Genomic DNA, 17,866 nt, shown 5'->3' on the forward strand with positions numbered 1-17,866 from the left:
TCAGAACGGCGAAGCGATCAGGAAAAAGCGTTGCAGCCAGCCCATGGTCTGGACTTCGTCCATGACGCCCTTGCTGCGGTATTCGATGCGCGCGTCGGCCACCCGGGTGGACGACACCGTATTGCTGCCGGTGATCGAGCGCGGATCGACCACGCCCGAGAAGCGCACATACTCGCTGCCCCGGTTGATGGCGATCTGCTTCTCGCCGGCGATCTGCAGGTTGCCGTTGGGCAGCACCCCGATCACGGTGGTCGTGATGGTGCCGGTGAAGGTGTTGTTGGCGCTGCTCTTGCCGGTGCCGTTGGCGGTGTTGCCGCCCGAGATATCGGTATCCAGCTTGTCGTTGATGATGCCGTCCATGAAGCGCGGCGCGGCCGCCACGCCCAGCGTGGCCGAGCCGTCGCGGCTGGTGTTGGTGGCCACGCCCTTGGCGGCGTTGGTCTTTTCCTCCAGCACGATGGTGACGATATCGCCCACGTTGCGCGGCCGGCGGTCCTCGAACAGCGGATAGTTGCCGTAGGCCGAGGGTTGGTAGATCGAGCCGTTGGGCCGCGCCGAGGGTTGCGGCGGCGGCGGCGGCGGCGCGGTCAGCGGGCCGGTCACCACCGGTTCGGGCGGAATCATCGCGCAGCCCGCGGCCAGCGCCAGCAGCGCGGCGCAGGCCGCCAGGCGCAATACGGTTTTCAGCATCACAGTTGGGTCAGGCGGGCCAGCATTTCGTCGGAGGTCTTGACCGCCTTGCTGTTCATTTCGTAGGCGCGCTGGGTGGTGATCATGTTGACCAGTTCCTCGGCCACGTTGACGTTGGACGTTTCCACGTACTGCTGCAGGATCTGGCCGGCGCCGTCGATGCCCGGCTGCAGCAGGTTGGCCGGTCCCGACGAGTCGGTTTCCAGGTACAGGTTCTCGCCCACGCTCTGCAGGCCGGTCGGATTGATGAAGGTGGCGACCTGCAGCTGGCCGATCTGCACGTTGGTGCCGGCCGCGCCGGGCTGGGTGACCGACACCGTGCCGTCCTTGCCGATGGTCAGCGACAGCGCGTTGTCCGGCACGTTGATGGGCGGCTGGATCACATAGCCGCCGGCGGTGGTCAGCTGGCCGTTCTGGTCGACCTGCAGCGAGCCGTCGCGGGTGTAGGCCTGCGTGCCGTCGGGCAGCTCGACCTGCAGGAAGCCGCGTCCCTGGATCGCGATGTCCATTTCGCCGCCGGTATTGTTCATGTTGCCCTGCGAGAACACCCGCTGGGTGGCGGCCACCTGCACGCCCGTGCCCAGCTGCAGCCCGGAGGGCAGCTGGTTGGCGTCGCCGACCTGCGCGCCGGGCTGGCGCAGCGTCTGGTACATCAGGTCCTGGAACACCGCGCGGCCCCGCTTGAAGCCGTTGGTCTGGACGTTGGCCAGGTTGTTGGAAATGACGTCCATCGACGTCTGCTGGCCTTCCAGGCCCGTCTTGGCAACCCACAACGAACGCATCATGATGAAAACTCCTGGCGCGGCGCCTGGCGCGCGCGCATTGATAATCAGCTGGCCGCGGCCAGAATCCCGTTGGCGCGCTCGGCGTTCTTGTCCGCCTCGCGTATCACCTGCATCTGCATCTCGAACCGCCGTGCGTTCTGGATCATGCCCACCATGGCGCCCATCGGGCTGGCGTTGCTGCCTTCCAGCACGCCGCTCAACAGGCGCTGCGACGGATCCGCCGGCAGCGGCGCGGCGGGCTGGCCGTTGGGCTGCTGCGGCATGCGGAACACCCCGTCGTCGCCATGCACCAGCTGCTGCGGCGGCGGGTTGACCATCTTCAGGCGGCCCAGGTTGAGAATGTTGTTGGGCGGGTCGCCCGCGCCGATGGCGGTGACGGTGCCGTCCGACGCGATCGTCAGGCTGGCCTGGTCCGGCACTTCGATGACCGCGTTCTGGTCGGACAGCACGGGCTGCCCGGTCGCGGTCTGCAGCAGGCCATTGACGCCCACCTGCAGCGCCCCGGCGCGGGTATAGGCCTCGCCCTGCGGCGTCTGCAGCGCGAACCAGCCCGGCCCGGCCAGGGCCACGTCCAGCTCGCGCCCCGTCGTCATCATGTTGCCCATCTCGAAGTTGTTGCCGGGCGTGGACGCCACGGTCGAGACCCGCGTGGGCAACGAGGTGCCGTCGGCCATGGGCACCGAGCGGTACAGCGCGATCTGCTCGCGGAACCCCGGCGTGTTGACGTTGGCCATGTTGTTGCCCAGCACCGTCTGGTGCTCGGCAATGCGGGCTGCGCCGTTCATGGCGGTGTAGATGATCCGGTCCATCCTGGCCTTCCGTTATCGATTCAGGTGGGCGCCGGCGCTCAGCGCATGTTCATCAGGACCTGCATGACTTCGTCCTGCGTCTTGATGGTCTGCGCGTTGGCCTGGTAGGTGCGCTGGGCCACGATCATGTTGACCAGCTCGCGGCTCATGTCCACGTTGGAGGCCTCCAGCGCCTGCCCGGCGATGGTCGCCAGGCCGTTGGTGCCCGGCTGGCCCAGCGTGGCCTGGCCCGATTCGGACGTCTCCACCCAGGCGTTGTTGCCCACCGGCTGCAGGCCCTGCACGTTGTTGAAATTGGCCAGCACCAGGGTGCCGATGGTCTGCGTCTCGCCGTTGGTGTACTTGGCCACCAGGCTGCCGTCCTTGCCCACCGACAGGCCCATGAACTCGCCGCTGGAGTAGCCGTTCTGCACCACCTTGGGCGCGAAATCGCTGCCGTACTGGGTGACGCCGTTGTAGCTGACGGTGATCGCCAGCGGGTCGGCCGGCGCGGCGTTGCCGCCCGGGTTGGCGAACGTCACCTGCGCGGTGGGCGGCTGGTTGAGCAGATTGCCGGCGGTGTCGAAATTCAGCGTCTGCGAGGCGCCGCCATTGACCTGCATGGGCTGGCCGTCCAGCACGTAATAGACCTCGTACACGCTCTCGGTGCCCACCGCGGGGCGCTTGGCGAAGTACTGGATCATCTGGTGCGAGTTGCCCAGCGAGTCGTAGACCGTGGTCGGCACCTGGTCGGTGTACGACAGCGGGTTGGTCGGATCGAACGGGATGCCGGCCACCAGCGGCTGGTAGGGCTGGTAGCCCGGCTGGCTGGCCAGGTCGCCGGTCACCGCGCCGCCGGCGATCACGATGTCGCCGCCGTTATAGGTGCCGTCGACCGGCGCGGGCGCGACCCAGGCGAACACGCCGCCCGCATTGGTGAAGCTGTAGGACGTGCCGTCCAGTTCCACCGTGCCATCCACGGCCGGCGTATCGTTGGGGTTGATGACCTTGGCGTTGGCGTTCAGGTTGGTCTGCAGGCCCGCGGTGCTGGTCGCTTGCGGCGCGATGTTGCCTTGCGGCAGTTGCAGGTCCACCGGCTGGGCGCCCACGCCGCCGGCCGGATAGCCGGTCAGGCGAAAGCCCTGGGCGTTGACGATGTAGAAGTTCTTGTCGACCATGAACTCGCCGTTGCGCGAGTAGAACACCCCGCCGCTCTGGTCGGTCAGGCGGAAAAAGCCCTTGCCGCCGTCGATCGCCATGTCGTATTCGCCGCCGGTGGTCGAAATATTGCCCACCGTGAAGCGCTGGTTGATGGCGCTGACTTTCACGCCCAGGCCGACGCGCGAGCTGGCGTACACGTCGGCGAACGAGGCCGCGCCCGACTTGAAGCCGACCGTGCCCGAGTTGGCGATGTTATTGCCGATTACATCCAGGTTCTGCGAGGCGGCGTTCAGGCCGCTCAATCCTTGTCCGAATCCCATGTCTTTGTCCCGTAGCTCTCAGAAGTTGAGGTGAGTCGCCAGCGCGCGGCCGGCCCGGTTTGGGGTCATGCCGACCCGGAAGCCCCGATGACCTTGCGCACGTCCAGCATGCTGATCTGGCCGGCCAGGCCCAGGTCCAGGCGCAGGCCGTTGGTGGAGTACGCCACGCTCTTGACCTGGCCGTAGGTCAGCGCCTCGGTCTTGACCGGATTGGCGTCGGCGTCGCTGGCGCTCACCGTGATCGAATACTTGCCGTCGGCCAGCGGCTGGCCGCCGTCGTTGTTGCCGTCCCATTGCAGCGTGTGCACGCCGGTCTTGAGGTCGCCCAGCTCCATGGTGCGCACCACGGCGCCCGAGGGATCCAGCACCTTGACCGTCACCTTGGTCGCGTCGCCCTGCAGATCGATGCCGAACGGCGTGGCGCCGCGCTGGGCGGGGTCGTTGGGGTCGGTGCCCAGCGACACCTTGTCGCCCGGCATCAGCACGCCCTTGCCTATCATCGACACCGCGTCCATCGACTGCGACACGTCGATCTGCCCGCTGATGGCGAGCATGGTGTTCTTGAGGTTGTTGATGCCTTCCACCGTGGAGATCTGCGCCAGCTGAGAAGTCAGTTCGGCGTTCTCCATCGGGTTGAGCGGATCCTGGTTGCGCAGCTGCGTCACCAGCAGCGTCAGGAATTGATCCTGGATGCCCTGGGCGGCGCTGTTGGAGCCGGCCTGCGCCAGGGCCAGGCCGGCCTTGGAAGTGGTTTCGTTGACTGTGGTCATGGATGAATGCTCCGGTATGCGTGCCGCAGGCGATGTCCGCGCGCCGATCAGGACTGGCCGATCGTCAGCGTCTTGAGCATCAGCTGCTTGGCGGTGTTGAGCACTTCGACGTTGGCCTGGTACGAGCGCGAGGCGGCGATCATGTTGACCGTCTCGGCCACCGGGTCGACGTTGGGCATGTTCACGTAGCCCTGCGCGTCGGCCATCGGATGCTTGGGGTCGTAGATCTTCTTGAAGGGCGATTGGTCTTCGACCACGCCGGCCACGCGCACGCCGCCGATCTCCTGCCCGAAGGCCTGGCCGGCCGGCGGATTGACCTGGAACACCACCTGGCGCGCCCGGTACGGCTGGCCGTCGGGGCCGGCCACGCTGTCGGCGTTGGCCATGTTGCTGGCCGACACGTTCATGCGCTGGGACTGCGCGCTCAGCGCCGAACCGGCGATCTCGAAAATGCTCAACAGGGACATGGCTGGACTCCGTTATTCCTGGATCGCCGACATCAGCGAACGGATGCGGCCGGACAACACCTGCATGCTGCTCTGGTAATGCAGCGTGTTGTCGGCGAAGCGCACGCGCTCGCTGTCCATGTCGACGGTATTGCCGTCCAGGCTGGGCTGGTAAGGCAGGCGGTACATCAGTTCGGCCGGCGCCGGCGTGGTGGCCTGGCCGGGAATGTGGCGCGCCGAGGTCAGCGCGAGATTCGTGTCGGGCAGGCGCATGCGCTGCTCCAGCGCGCCCTGCATGGCGGCCTTGAAATCGAAGTCGCGCGCCTTGTAGTTGGGCGTATCGGCATTGGCGATATTGGAGGACAGCACTTCCTGCCGCTGCGCGCGCAACGCGATCGATTGCTGGAAAAAGCGGAAATCCTCGTTTAGCCGGTCTAGCATCCTGGCGCGTCCCGATAGTGTGCGAACTGATTGGCCGGGCGAACCGGCCGGACGGCCTGGCTCGCTTTTTGGCATGACGGCATCTTAGGTTGCGGGCGGCCGCCACAAAAAGCCAAACAACCCGCCATTTCCGAGCCAATTCGGCTATTGCGCGGCACGGCGCCCTTCTACAATTTGCCTATCATGAAATCGCCCCGTACCCGTTCCATCGCGCGCCTGGCGGCGCTGGCCATCCTGGCGGGCGCCGCGCCGCGCGCCGCGGCCGAGCCGCCCGCCCAGGATCCCGCCGAGCTGGCCGCGGCGGCCGAGACCTATCTGCGCCAGCAATTGGCGGCCTTGCCCGGCGAGCCGTCCATCACCCTGGATCCGTTGCGCGCCGACCGGCTGGATGCCTGCGAGGCCCTGACGCCCTTCATGCCCTCGGGCATGCGGGTGCGCGCCCGCATGACGGTCGGCCTGCGCTGCGTCGCGCCGCGCACCTGGACGATCTACGCCCAGGCCACCGTCAGCGTGCCGGGCCAGTACTACGTGGCGGCGCGCCAGATCGCGCCGGGCAAGACCATCGAGGCGGCAGACCTGACCACCCGCGACGGCGACCTGGTGGCCCTGCCCCCGGGCGTCATCACCGACGCGGCCGCCATCCTCGGCATGCGCCCCACCCATCGCATCGCCGCGGGCCAGCCCATCAAGGGCGCCGGGCTGCGCAGCGCCGAATCGGTGTCGCGCGGTCAAAGCGTGCGCATCACCGCGCGCGGCAACGGCTTCGTGGTCAGCAGCGAAGGCCAGGCCCTGGACAACGCCCCGCCCGGCGCGACGGTCCAGGTGCGCACCGCCTCCGGCCAGGTGGTCAGCGGCATCGTGCAGGCGGCCGGGCTGGTTGAAGTCCAGCTGTAAAATCTGTTACATATGACAGGGCCCGTACCGTTCCCGCGCCCTAAAGTTTGCGCCCATGGTGTCGTTACACAGGCATAACCAGGCGGACCTGCCCCATCGGGCCGGTCCCGCGCAGCGGAGAATATTTTGAAGATCCAATCCTCGACCAGCCATCCGGTGAGCCCCAACGCGGTCGGCGCACGCGCCGAGCACGCCGTGGCCCAAGCCTATGGCAGCGGCGCCCAGGCCGGTTCGGGCAGCGCGCAAGTGGCGCTCAGCCCGGCCTCGCGCCAGTTGCTGGCTCAGGAAGGCGGCAGCGACATCGACGTCGAGCGCGTGGCGGCCATCCGGGCGGCCATCGCGTCCGGCCAGCTGCGGATCGACCCCGCCCGCATCGCCGACAGCCTGATCGCCAGCGCCCGGGAATTGCTCAAGTAGACCGCTGTTGCCCGCCATGAACCCTGCCGCCCTGAAGACCTGCCTCGAACGCGAAAACACCCTGGTGGTGGAATTCCTCCATGCCCTGGAGGCGGAAACCGAGGCGCTGATGGACCGCCGCGCGCACGAGTCGCTGCAGGCCGCGGTACAGCGCAAGGAAGCCCTGGCCGACGAGCTGGCGCGCCTGGGCGCCGAGCGCGACGCCCTGCTGGACGCCGCGGGCCTGGCCGGCGGGCCGGCCGGCACCGACGCGGCGGCGGCCGCCCACCCGGAGCTGGGCCCGCTGTGGCAAGCCCTGCAGGCCAATGCGGCCAATGCGCGCGACCACAACCAGCGCAACGGCACCCTGATCGCGGTGAACCTGCGCCATACGCAGGAGTCGCTCGACGCCCTGCGCCAGGCCGCCGGCACCGGCGCGGCCGCCACCTATGACGCCCAGGGCCGCGGCAAGCGCGGCTACTCCAGCGCCGCCTCGGGCCGCGCCATCGTCGCCACCTGAGCCGATCGGGCCGGCGTTCAGCCGGCCATCTCCAGCAAGGCAAACAACTTCATCAAGGCAGCGGGCGCCAGCCGCGCGGGCGCCTTGCGCGCGCCCGGCCCGAGCAGGCCGGGCAAGGCCTGGCGCATCGCGGCGGCCTGCGCCTGGTGCTCCAGCTGCCAGCACGCGGCGCCCAGCTGCCCCGCCGCCAGCGCGCGCGCGGACAGCGCCGCGGCATCGCCCGCATCCGGCGGCAACGCCGCCCAGGCATGCGCCATGTAGCGGAACGCGCCGCGCGCCTGTTCATACTGCACCAGCCAGCGGGCCAGCGTGGCCGCGTCGGCCTGCGCGGCGGCCAGGTTCGTCAGGCCGAACCACTGCGCCACCTGGCGGCCGCTGGACGGATCGAGCAGGCGCGCGCTGACCATGCGCACGGAAAGCGGCGCCTGGCCGCGCGCGGCCAGCAAGACCTCCGCGCTGCCGGCCCACAGCGCCAGGGTCGCGCCGCCCTTGCCCGGGACCGTCACATTGCCTACCGGCAGGTATCCCAGCCCGCGGGCCACGGCCTTGAGCAAAGTGGGACACAGGTCCTGCTGCACCCGCGTGGCGCCGGCGCAGCGCGCCAGCCACAGGTTGTCCTGCCCGGCCAGCGCCTGCCACGGCGGGGCCGAGCCGGCGTCGAACACATGCACGTGCGGCAGCCGGGCCAGTTCGCCCGACAGATAGCCCGTGCGCGCAAGCATGGCCTGCATCGCATTGGCGCCGGCCGGCTCGCCCGGCGCATACGCGGCCAGCAGGCCATGCTGCAGCATCAATTGCTGGGCGGGCGCGGCCAGCGCCGCGCCGCGGTCGCTCATCAGCAGCGCCGACAGCAAGGTGGCCTGTGGCAGGCCGGCCGCGCGCAGCGCCGCCTTGCCGTGCATGGCCAGCAGATAGCGGGCGCTGGCGGCCGGGTAGGCCTGGCGCGCCAGGGCCAGCGCCGCGTCGCCCAGCGCCTGCGCCGTGACCGGGCCGGCCATGGCCGCGCGCCAGTCATGGCGCGCCTGAGCGCAGGCCGGATCGTCGCGCAGCCAGTCCAGCGCGCCGTCGAGCTCGCGCGCCGCGGCGCCGCCCTGACCCAGCAGCGTGGCCGCCAGCATCTGGCGGCGCTGCGCCGGCGCGTCGCGCACCTGCTCGCGGGAGGCGCTGCACAAGGCGGCCAGGTCGGCCTCGCTGGGCGCGTACAGCGGCTTGACCCGCTGCAGCGTGGCCAGGGTGCGGTCGATCAGTTCGTCGGCGCGCGCCAGGGCCATGTGCTCGGGCACCTTCTGCCCGTAGGAGACATAGTGGATGGGCAGGCGGTGGCGGATCGCCGTATCCAGCGCCGGCGCCAGCCGCGAAGCCTCGTCCAGCTTGGTGATGATGCAGCCGACCACGTCCTCGCCCACGCCGTTGCGATAGGCGTGCGCCACTTCGTCCAGCGTGTCGCCCTGGCTGGCGGCGTTGAGCACCAGCAGGCGGCGCACCGGCTTGCCGGCGTTGCACAGCATGGCGGCCTGCCCCGCCACCTGGCGGTCGCGCTGGCTGATGCCGGTGGTGTCGATCAGGATGATCCTGCGGTTGCCCAGGCTGCCCAGCGCGTCGCGCAATTCGTCGGCGTCGCGCACCGAATGGGCCGGGATGCCCATCAGGCGTCCATAGATCTGCAACTGTTCCAGCGCGCCGATGCGGAAATTGTCGGTGGTCAGCATGGCCACCTGCTCGCGCCCTTCGCGCGCCACGCAGCGCGCCGCCAGCTTGGCCAGCGTGGTGGTCTTGCCCACCCCGGTGGGGCCGACCAGCGCGAATACGCCGCCGCCGGCCAGCAGGTCGTCCTCGCGGCGCAGCACCGGCAGGTGCGCCACCAGCTCGTTGCGCGCCCAGGCCAGCGCCTGCGCGGCGTCGAGCGCCTGCGGCAGGCGCTCGAGCAGGATGCGCGCCAGCGGCATGCTGAAGCCCGCCTCCAGCAAGGCGCGGAACAGTCCGGCGCCCACGGGCTCGCGGCCCGGCCCGTCGCGCGTGCCCCACAGCAGCCCGTCCATGCGGCTTTCCAGCGAGCCGCGCAGCGCGTCGATGGCGGCCTGCACACCCGCCTCCAGCCCCGGCGGGACGCGGCCGGCCGGCATGGCCGCGGGCATCGGCGCATCGGGCAGGCGCGCCATGGACAGCGGCGCGGCCGCGTCCGCGGCGGGCATCCCGGCCGGCGTATCGCGCGGCGACGCGGCAGGCGCCGCGGCGGGCGTCTCGTCCAGCGTGGCCACCACTTCGATGCCCTCGGCCACGCTGCGGTTGGACACGATCAGCGCATCCGGGCCCAGCGCCTCGCGCACCAGGCGCATGACTTCGCGGCTGCTGGCCGCGACGAAACGGCTCAACTTCATTCGCCATTGCCTCCAATGAGCGCCGTCACGCGCACCACGCGCTCATCGGGGATCTCGGCATTCGAAAGCACGCCCAACTGCGGCAGATGATGTCTGAGAAAGCGCGACAGCGGCGCGCGCAGCGGCGGCGAGGTCAGCAGCACCGGGGCGTTGCCCTGCGCCTCCTGGCGCGCCAGCGCCGCCTCGGTCTCGCGCAGCAGCGTCTCGGCCAGCCCCGGCTCGAGGCCGCCGCTGGTGGCCATGGCCTGCGTCAGCACGCGCTCCAGGCGCACGTCCAGCCCGATCACGCGCAGTTCGCCGTCGCCCGGGAACCATTGCTGGGTGATGGCCCGGCCCAGCGAACGGCGCGTCAACGCCACCAATTCGTGCACGTCGGGCTGCCCGCCCGCGTTGGCGGCCAGGGCCGCCAGGCGCGGCGCGTGCTCGGACAGGGTATCGACGATGGTGCGCATGTCGCGGATCGGCACTTCCTCGGCCAGCAGGCCCTGCAGCACTTTCTGCAAGGTGGTCAGCGACAGCGTCTTGGGCACCAGGTCCTCGACCAGCTTGGGCGATTCGCGCCCGATGCGCTCGATCAGCGCCTGCACTTCCTGGCGGCCCAGCAGGTTGTCGCCGTGGCGGTGCATCAAGTGGTTCAGGTGGGTGGCCACCACCGTGCTGGCGTCCACCACCGTGTAGCCGGCCACCTGGGCCTGGTCGCGCTGGCCATTGTCGATCCACAGCGCCGGCAGGCCGAAGGCCGGGTCGGTGGTGGGAGTGCCCTTGACCTGCATGGCCACGCCGCCCGGATCGATGGCCAGCCATTGGCCAGGCATGGCCACGCCGCGGCCGATTTCCACGCCCGACAGCAGGATGCGGTAGTCGTTCGGCTTGAGTTCCAGGTTGTCGCGGATGTGCACCACCGGAGGCAGGAAGCCCACGTCCTGGGCGAACTTCTTGCGCAGGCTGCGAATGCGGTGCAGCAGCTCGCCGTTCTGCGCATGGTCGACCAGCGGAATGAGGCGATAGCCCACTTCCAGCCCCAGCTGGTCCACCATCGAGACGTCTTCCCAGGTCGCCTCCGAAGCCGCCGCCTGCGCCTGGGCCGCGGCGGTCTCGGCGGGTTGCTGCGCCTGGCTGGCGGCGGCCAGGTTGCGCTTGTAGAGCATCCAGCCGCAACCGGCCAGCAGCGCGGCCAGCGTCAGGAACGCCAGGTGCGGCATATTGGGGATCAGGCCCATGATGCCGACGATGGCGGCCGTCAGGAACATCACGTTGGGGTTGGAGAACAGCTGCGACAGGATCTGCTGGCCCACGTCCTGGTCGGTCGCCACGCGCGAGACCACCACGCCGGCGGCGGTGGAGATCACCAGCGCCGGGATCTGCGCCACCAGGCCGTCGCCGATCGTCAGCAGCGTGTACACGCGGGCCGACTCGCCCACCGACAGGTCGTGCTGGGCCACGCCCACGATCAGGCCGCCGATCACGTTGATGACCATGATCAGCAGGCCGGCGATGGCGTCGCCGCGCACGAACTTGCTGGCGCCGTCCATCGAGCCGAAGAAATCCGATTCCTGCGCCACCTCGGCGCGGCGCTTGCGCGCCTCGTCCTCGCCGATCAGCCCGGCGTTGAGGTCGGCGTCGATGGCCATCTGCTTGCCCGGCATCGCATCCAGGGTGAAGCGCGCGCCGACTTCGGCGATCCGCCCGGCGCCCTTGGTGATGACGATGAAGTTGATGATGGTCAGGATCACGAACAGGATGATGCCGACCGCGAAATTGCCGCCCACCAGGAAGTGGCCGAACGCCTCGATCACCTTGCCGGCCGCGTCCGGCCCCTGGTGGCCGTTGAGCAGCACCACCCGCGTCGAGGCCACGTTCAGGGACAGCCGCAACAGCGTGGCGAACAGCAGCACCGAGGGAAACGCGGCGAAATCCAGCGGCTTGCGCGTGAACATCGCCACCAGCAGGATCATCACCGACAGGGCGATGTTGAAGGTGAACAGCAAGTCCAGCAGGAACGTGGGCAGCGGCAGCACCATCATGCCCAGCACGAGCACGATGAGGATCGGGCCGGCCAGCAGCTTGGCGTTGGCGGCCCCGTTGGTTTTCAGCATGGAGAGCAGCGCGCTCATTCGTCAGGCTCCTTGGGTGGCGGGCTGGCTGTGCGGGTCCAGTTCGGCCGGTACGGCCAGCGCCGTCGGCGCCTGCGGCTCGCGTCCCAGTCCGGGACGCCAGCTGCGCAGCTGGAACACCCACGCCAGCACCTCGGCCACCGCGGTATAAAGCGCCGTCGGGATTTCCTGTCCCAGTTCGACGTGTTGATGCAGGGCGCGCGCCAGCGGCGGCGCCTCGAGCGTCGGGATGCGATGCTCGGCGGCGAGCTCGCGGATGCGGGCGGCGATCAGCCCGGTGCCCTTGGCGACCACGCGCGGCGCGCCGGCCGCGCCGTCCGCGTACTTCAGCGCCACCGCGTAATGGGTCGGGTTGGTCACCACCACGTCGGCGCCGGGCACCTCGGACATCATGCGCCGGCGCGCCATGGCGCGCTGCTGCTGGCGGATGCGGCCCTTGACGTGCGGGTCGCCCTCGCTTTCCTTGTGTTCCTGCCGCACATCCTCCTTGGTCATGCGCAGCTTCTTGAGATGGCTCCAGATCTGCCAGGGCACATCCAGCAGCACCACGAACAGCAGCGAGGCCACGATCAGGGCGCTGCACAGCGCCACCAGCGACATGGCGCTGGTCAACGCGGCGCTGGGCGCCACGTGCATCAGCCCCAGCATGTCGTCGTGGTAGTGCCAGATCACCCAGACCGCCACGCCGCCCACCAGCGCGGCCTTGGCCAGCGCCTTGACCAGCTCGACCGCGGTCTGCGCCGAGAACATGCGCTTGATGCCCGACCACAGGCTCAATTTCGAGAAATTCGGCTCCAGCGGCTTGGTCGAGAAGACGAAGCCCCCCAGCAGCACCGCCGACAGCACCGCCACCACGGCCAGCATGCCGAACATGGGCAGCACCGTCAGCAACGCCTGCCCGGCGCCGTGCACCGCCTGCTCGACCATCACGCCCGGGTCCTGCGCCACGCGCGGCTCGAACCCCAGGCCGCGCCGCAGCACGCCGGTCAGCCCCCGGTACAGCATCGAACCGCTCAGCCATACGCCCGCCACGCCGGCGGCCAGCATCATGAACGTGCCCAGCTCGCGCGAACGCGCGATCTGCCCCTCCTCGCGCGCCTTTTCCAGGCGCCTGGGAGAGGCGGCTTCGGACTTTTCAAGATCGCTTTCTTCGGCCATGCTCGACGCTTTGTTTGCAGCCCGGATGCGGGTTGTGGACTGCCCGCCGAGATTCTAGGCGGACGGCCCGCGCGGCGATAAGCCAAGAAGCGGGGGGAAAGCGGCGTTATTCCGGGATGGCGGCGGCCGGCGCGTGGGGTGCCTGTCCTCGCAGGGACAGGCACCCCGCACCCTGCGCCACGCCGATTCGGTGCCTGTCCCCGCGGGAACAGGCACCCTGCCCTGGTCAGAAGCCCAGGCTGGCCAGCAGGTCGTCGACCTGGTCCTGGCTGGTGACGACGTCGGCCTTGCCGCCGGGGTTGACCTGCGGACCGTTGAGCAGCGAGTTGGCTTCGTCGCGGCGCTCCTGCGGCACGTTGTCCAGCAGCACCTGCAGCAGTTCGCGCTCGATCGCGCCCACCACGTCCATCATGCGCATGATGACCTGGCCGGTCAGGTCCTGGAAATCCTGCGCCATGACGATTTCCATCAGCTTGGCCTGGGTCTGCTGCGTGTGCTGCGGCACGGCGGCCAGGAAGGCGCGCGTGTCCTGCACCAGGGCGCGCGCCTGCGGCAACTCGAGCGGCTGGTCGTACCATTGCTGCCAGCGCTCGTCCAGGGCCTGCGCGCCGCGCGCCATGCCGTCCTGGATGGGGCCGGCGGCCTCGGTGGCGTTGAGCACCCGGTTGGCGGCCTGCTCGGTCATCTGCGCCACGTAGCGCAGGCGGTCGCGCGCATCGGGAATCGCCTCGGCGGCATCCTTGATGGCCTGGTCCAGCCCGAGCTCGCGCATGCTGTCGCGCAGCATGCGCGTCAGCGAGGCGATCCGCTGGATCAGGTCGGTCGGGTCTGCCTGCATGCCAGTGTCCGTCGCATTCATTCGGTACCTCAGCCGGCGAGTTTCTCGAAGATCTTGTTCAGCTTCTCTTCCAGCGTCGCGGCCGTGAACGGCTTGACCACGTAGCCGTTGGCGCCGGCCTGGGCCGCCGCCACGATATTCTCCTTCTTGGCCTCGGCCGTCACCATCAGCACCGGCAGCGACTTCAGCGCCGCGTCGGCGCGGATCTGCTTGAGCATTTCCAGGCCGTCGAGGTTGGGCATGTTCCAGTCCGACACCACGAACTGGAAGCCGCCGTTGCGCAGTTTCTCCAGCCCGATGGCGCCGTCCTCGGCCTCGTCGACGTTCTCGAAACCCAGCTCCTTGAGCAGGTTGCGTATGATGCGCCGCATGGTGGGGAAATCATCCACCACCAGTATCTTCATTCCCTTATCTACCATCTCAACTCCAAGAAAATAATGTCCGGACGCCCGCGCCGTTGGGGCGGCGGCGTCAAACGCGATGCCCGCGGTCGCCCAGACGTGTCAGAATCCGCTCACTGATATCGGCCAGCGGCACGACCTCGTCGGCCGCGCCCAGCGCGATCGCCTCGCGCGGCATGCCGAAGACCACGCAACTGGCCTCGTCCTGCGCCATGGTACGCGCGCCGGCGCGTTTCATCGCCAGCAGGCCCGCCGCGCCGTCCTTGCCCATGCCGGTCAGGATCACCCCGATCGCGTTGCCGCCGGCCGCCTGGGCGGCCGAATGGAACAGCACGTCCACCGAGGGACGATGACGGTTGACCGGTTCGCTGGCCAGCAGCTCGATCACGTAGTTGGCCCCGCTGCGGCCCAGGCGCATATGCGTCTCGCCGCCCGGCGCCAGGTAGACGTGGCCCGGCAGCACCCGCTCGCCGTCGCTGGCTTCGCGCACGGTCACCGCGCACAGCGCGTCCAGGCGTTGCGCGAACGAACGCGTGAAGCCGGCCGGCATGTGCTGGGTGACGAGGATCGCCGGGCTGTCGGCCGGCAAGGGCTGCAGCACTTCGCGGATCGCTTCGGTGCCGCCGGTCGACGCGCCCACGATCACCAGCTTCTCGGAGCTGGCGAACGGGCTGCGCAGGCGCAACGGCGCCGCGTGGCCGGCCGGCGCGGGCGCGCGCAGGCGCGCGCGCGAGGCGGCGCGGATCTTGTCCGCGATCACCTCGGAATACTCGATCAGTCCGTCGCGGATCCCCAGCTTGGGCTTGGTCACGAAGTCGATCGCGCCCAGCTCCAGCGCCCGCAGCGTGATCTCGCCGCCGCGCTCGGTCAGCGACGACACCATCACCACCGGCATGGGCCGCAGCCGCATCAGCTTTTCGAGAAAATCCAGGCCGTCCATGCGCGGCATTTCCACATCCAGCGTCAGCACGTCCGGGTTGTGCTTCTTGATCAGTTCGCGCGCCACCAAGGGATCGGGCGCGGTCGCGACCACCTCCATGTCCGGATGGCTGTTGATGATCTCGGTCATCAGGCCGCGCACCAGCGCGGAGTCGTCCACGCACAAGACCTTGATCTTCTTCATACTGGGAACTCGCCGCTGGCCTGCTCGTAGACGGTCTGCCCGCGCAGGCGGAAATCGCGGCTGATATAGGTGAAATTCTCGGAATGCCCGGCAAACAGCAGCCCGCCCGGCTTGAGCAAGGGGACGAACCGCCGCAGGATCCTGGCCTGGGTCGGCTTGTCGAAGTAAATCATGACGTTGCGGCAGAAGATCGCGTCGAACTTCTCGTTGATCGGCCAGTGCGGCGCCAGCAGGTTCAAGGTATCGAAGCGCACCATGTCGGCCAGCTCGGCGCGCACCTTGACCTGTCCTTCATTGGCGCCGCGCCCGCGCATGAAGAAGCGCTTCAGGCGCGCCGGGTCCAGCTTGGCCACCCGTTCGTACGGATAGACGCCCGCGCGCGCGCGTTGCAGGCAGTTTGTGTCGATATCGGTGGCCAGCAGCTGGCTGGCCTGGGCGCGGGCGCCCAGGCTCTCGATCAGCGTCATGGCAATCGAGTACGGCTCCTCGCCGGTCGAGGCGGCGCAGCACCACACCGATACCGGCCCGCCGCGCTGGCGCGCGAAATCGGCCAGGATGGGAAAGTGATGCGATTCGCGAAAGAACGCGGTCAGGTTGGTCGTCAGGGCGTTGACGAAGTCCTCCCACTCGGGCGCCGCCGGCTCGTTCTCCAGTCCGTCCAGGTAGGCGCGGAACTCCTGCTGCCCCAGCGCGCGCAGGCGCCGCGCCAGGCGGCTGTACACCATCTCGCGCTTGTGCGCGCCCAGCGAAATGCCGGCGCGCGCGTAGATCATCTGCCGTACCCGGGCGAAGTCCGCGTCGCGGAACTCGAACTGGCGCTCGGCGCTGAAAGCCGGCGTCGTCATTGCTGTCGCCACGCCTGACCTCAGTGTCCCAGCGCCAGCGCTTCGTCGTGCGCCAGCGTCGTCTCGCGCGCACCCGGCGCCTGCCTCGATCCCAGTTGACGGGCCGGCAGGTCGATCACTTCGCCGGCATTGATCTTGAACACCGAGACCGCCTCGGCCAGGCGCTGCGCCTGCTCCTGCAGCGAACCGGCCGCCGCCGCGGCCTCCTCCACCAGCGCCGCGTTCTGCTGCGTCACCTCGTCCATCTGCGACACCGCCCGGTTCACCTGATCGATCCCGCTGGACTGCTCTTCCGAGGCCGCCGAGATCTCGCCCATGATGTCCGTCACCCGCTTGACCGAGGCCACGATCTCCTGCATCGTCGCCCCGGCGCGCTCGACCTGCTGCGAACCCGTGCCCACCTTGCCGACCGAGTCCTCGATCAGCACCTTGATCTCCTTGGCCGCCTGGGCGCTGCGCTGCGCCAGCGAGCGCACTTCGCCCGCCACCACCGCGAAACCCTTGCCCTGCTCGCCCGCGCGCGCCGCCTCCACCGCCGCGTTCAGCGCCAGGATGTTGGTCTGGAACGCAATCCCGTCGATCACCGACACGATCTCGGAAATCTTGCGCGAACTGGCCGAGATGTCCTGCATCGTCGTCACCACTTCCGACACCGCCGAACCGCCGCGCTCGGCCACGTCCGAGGCGCTGGCCGCCAGCTGGTTGGCCTGGCGCGCGTTGTCGGCGTTCTGCTTGACCGTCGAGGCCAGCTGCTCCATCGACGCCGCGGTCTCCTCCAGCGAGGCCGCCTGCTCCTCGGTGCGGCTGGACAGGTCCGTGTTGCCGGCTGCGATCTCGCGCGACCCCACGTTGATCTCGTCCACCCCGCGGCGCACCGCCGCGACCGTGCGCGTCAGGCTTTCTTCCATGCGCTTGAGACCGGCGAACAATTGGCCGATCTCGTTGTTGTTGCGCACATCCACGCGCGCGGTCAGGTCGCCGGCGGCGATCTTGTCGAAATGCTGGCCCACTTCGCGCAGCGGCTGCAGCACGCGGCGGCGCAGGAACAGATAGGTCGAGAACACCAGCAACGCGGCCAGCACCCCGCCCGCGGCCACGGCCGCCAGCACGAAGCGATAGCGCGTCTCGGCCACTTCGTGGGCGTCGAGCAGCTCGCTGGCGCGCCAGAAGTCGAACGCGGCGATGGCGCCCGAGAAACGGCCCTCCAGCGCGTCAAGGACGTTCTGCGCGTGCGACCGGTAGCCGGTCATGTCGCCCTTCTCCAGCGCGGCGGCCAGCGGATGGAGTCCCTGGCCGACCAGCGCCTGGAAGGCGTCCTCGACCTCTTTCAGGCTTTCGGCGGCGCTGGCCGGCCGGGGCAGGCCCTTGTAATACTCGTACTCGGTCTCGGCGCGGTTGAGTGAAGCCTTGGCGCGCTGCAACAAGCCCGCCGCTTCGCTGCCCAAGCCCTGTTCGACCTGCACCGGCTGGCCCACGGCGCTCACGATCGCGCCATAGTGCGATGCCGCGGCGCGGCCCAGGCCATTGAGCGCGTCCTTGTAGCTGTTGACGACGCGATCCATCGCGTCGGCGACATCCTGGGTCTGCTTGACTCCCTGCAACGTGTCGTTGCTGACCCGCAGCGACAGCACGCCCAGGGCGGCGCCGACGACCAGCATGAAAGAGAAGAACGCCAGCACGCCCAACAGGCTGCCGCGTATCGACAGGTTCGCGAGGAACTTGCGCATGACAGGAACCACTCCTTGACTGCAAGCGTTGAACAAAACGGCGGGCGGCGCGCCGCCCGCGCACCGGCCCC

Annotated in this window: 18 protein-coding genes; 3 read left to right on the forward strand and 15 right to left on the reverse strand. The window is 69.2% G+C overall.

All coding sequences use genetic code 11. The annotated features are described in order from the left end of the window. The 7 genes from CAL11_RS11620 to flgB all read right to left on the reverse strand — a co-directional run bounded on the left by CAL11_RS11620 (position 1) and on the right by flgB (position 5,401). Positions 1–690 (reverse strand): flagellar basal body L-ring protein FlgH, encoded by a 690-nt coding sequence (locus tag CAL11_RS11620; RefSeq protein WP_033460451.1) that lies wholly within the window; start codon positions 688–690, stop codon positions 1–3. Further along, a complete protein-coding gene (gene flgG, locus CAL11_RS11625) occupies positions 690–1,475 on the reverse strand; it encodes a flagellar basal-body rod protein FlgG (protein WP_003811883.1) in 786 nt (261 codons plus the stop codon). Before flgG ends, CAL11_RS11620 begins: the two co-directional genes overlap by 1 nt. A 44-nt stretch (positions 1,476–1,519) precedes the next feature. After that, positions 1,520–2,284, reverse strand: a complete 765-nt coding sequence (locus tag CAL11_RS11630) for a flagellar basal body rod protein FlgF (RefSeq protein WP_033460454.1) — start codon at positions 2,282–2,284, stop codon at positions 1,520–1,522. Between the two features lie 38 nt (positions 2,285–2,322). Further along, positions 2,323–3,744: a flagellar hook-basal body complex protein gene (locus tag CAL11_RS11635; protein WP_086093014.1), complete on the reverse strand. Its 1,422-nt coding sequence runs from the start codon at positions 3,742–3,744 to the stop codon at positions 2,323–2,325. Positions 3,745–3,809: 65 nt separating this feature from the next. Continuing rightward, positions 3,810–4,514, reverse strand: a complete 705-nt coding sequence (locus CAL11_RS11640) for a flagellar hook capping FlgD N-terminal domain-containing protein (protein WP_086093015.1) — start codon at positions 4,512–4,514, stop codon at positions 3,810–3,812. Between the two features lie 47 nt (positions 4,515–4,561). After that, positions 4,562–4,981: a flagellar basal body rod protein FlgC gene (gene flgC, locus CAL11_RS11645; protein ID WP_003817176.1), complete on the reverse strand. Its 420-nt coding sequence runs from the start codon at positions 4,979–4,981 to the stop codon at positions 4,562–4,564. A gap of 12 nt (positions 4,982–4,993) precedes the next feature. After that, on the reverse strand, positions 4,994–5,401 hold the full coding sequence (gene flgB, locus CAL11_RS11650) for a flagellar basal body rod protein FlgB (RefSeq protein WP_033460466.1): 408 nt from the start codon (positions 5,399–5,401) through the stop codon (positions 4,994–4,996). Positions 5,402–5,584: 183 nt separating this feature from the next. On the opposite strand from flgB, the gene flgA reads away from it, so the two are divergent. From flgA to CAL11_RS11665, 3 genes are all read left to right on the forward strand, one after another. Further along, positions 5,585–6,295, forward strand: a complete 711-nt coding sequence (gene flgA / locus CAL11_RS11655; protein ID WP_033460475.1) for a flagellar basal body P-ring formation chaperone FlgA — start codon at positions 5,585–5,587, stop codon at positions 6,293–6,295. Between the two features lie 126 nt (positions 6,296–6,421). Further along, positions 6,422–6,712: a flagellar biosynthesis anti-sigma factor FlgM gene (gene flgM / locus CAL11_RS11660; protein WP_086093016.1), complete on the forward strand. Its 291-nt coding sequence runs from the start codon at positions 6,422–6,424 to the stop codon at positions 6,710–6,712. 16 nt (positions 6,713–6,728) lie between these two features. Beyond that, positions 6,729–7,211: a flagella synthesis protein FlgN gene (locus tag CAL11_RS11665; RefSeq protein WP_068926305.1), complete on the forward strand. Its 483-nt coding sequence runs from the start codon at positions 6,729–6,731 to the stop codon at positions 7,209–7,211. 17 nt (positions 7,212–7,228) lie between these two features. Here the strand turns inward: CAL11_RS11665 and flhF are convergent, their stop codons facing one another. The 8 genes from flhF to CAL11_RS11705 all read right to left on the reverse strand — a co-directional run bounded on the left by flhF (position 7,229) and on the right by CAL11_RS11705 (position 17,795). Continuing rightward, complete coding sequence (gene flhF, locus CAL11_RS11670; RefSeq protein WP_086093017.1) at positions 7,229–9,589, reverse strand: flagellar biosynthesis protein FlhF; 2,361 nt, start codon at positions 9,587–9,589, stop codon at positions 7,229–7,231. Beyond that, positions 9,586–11,703 (reverse strand): flagellar biosynthesis protein FlhA, encoded by a 2,118-nt coding sequence (flhA, locus tag CAL11_RS11675; protein WP_086093018.1) that lies wholly within the window; start codon positions 11,701–11,703, stop codon positions 9,586–9,588. The genes flhF and flhA overlap by 4 nt, the downstream gene beginning before the upstream one ends. A gap of 3 nt (positions 11,704–11,706) precedes the next feature. Further along, on the reverse strand, positions 11,707–12,861 hold the full coding sequence (flhB, locus tag CAL11_RS11680; protein ID WP_068926311.1) for a flagellar biosynthesis protein FlhB: 1,155 nt from the start codon (positions 12,859–12,861) through the stop codon (positions 11,707–11,709). Positions 12,862–13,087: 226 nt separating this feature from the next. After that, the gene (cheZ, locus tag CAL11_RS11685; RefSeq protein ID WP_003817162.1) at positions 13,088–13,720 is read right to left on the reverse strand and encodes a protein phosphatase CheZ; all 633 of its coding nucleotides are present in this window, start codon (positions 13,718–13,720) and stop codon (positions 13,088–13,090) included. A gap of 8 nt (positions 13,721–13,728) precedes the next feature. Continuing rightward, positions 13,729–14,118, reverse strand: coding sequence for a chemotaxis response regulator CheY (gene cheY, locus CAL11_RS11690; RefSeq protein ID WP_033467737.1), 390 nt, complete (start codon positions 14,116–14,118; stop codon positions 13,729–13,731). A gap of 52 nt (positions 14,119–14,170) precedes the next feature. After that, the gene (locus CAL11_RS11695; protein ID WP_033467740.1) at positions 14,171–15,223 is read right to left on the reverse strand and encodes a protein-glutamate methylesterase/protein-glutamine glutaminase; all 1,053 of its coding nucleotides are present in this window, start codon (positions 15,221–15,223) and stop codon (positions 14,171–14,173) included. Then, on the reverse strand, positions 15,220–16,080 hold the full coding sequence (locus CAL11_RS11700) for a CheR family methyltransferase (protein ID WP_086093019.1): 861 nt from the start codon (positions 16,078–16,080) through the stop codon (positions 15,220–15,222). Before CAL11_RS11700 ends, CAL11_RS11695 begins: the two co-directional genes overlap by 4 nt. Positions 16,081–16,088: 8 nt before the next feature. Further along, positions 16,089–17,795, reverse strand: coding sequence for a methyl-accepting chemotaxis protein (locus tag CAL11_RS11705; RefSeq protein ID WP_086093020.1), 1,707 nt, complete (start codon positions 17,793–17,795; stop codon positions 16,089–16,091). Positions 17,796–17,866: the final 71 nt, after the last annotated feature.

Source organism: Bordetella genomosp. 6 (assembly GCF_002119705.1).
Taxonomy (GTDB): domain Bacteria; phylum Pseudomonadota; class Gammaproteobacteria; order Burkholderiales; family Burkholderiaceae_B; genus Bordetella; species Bordetella bronchiseptica_F.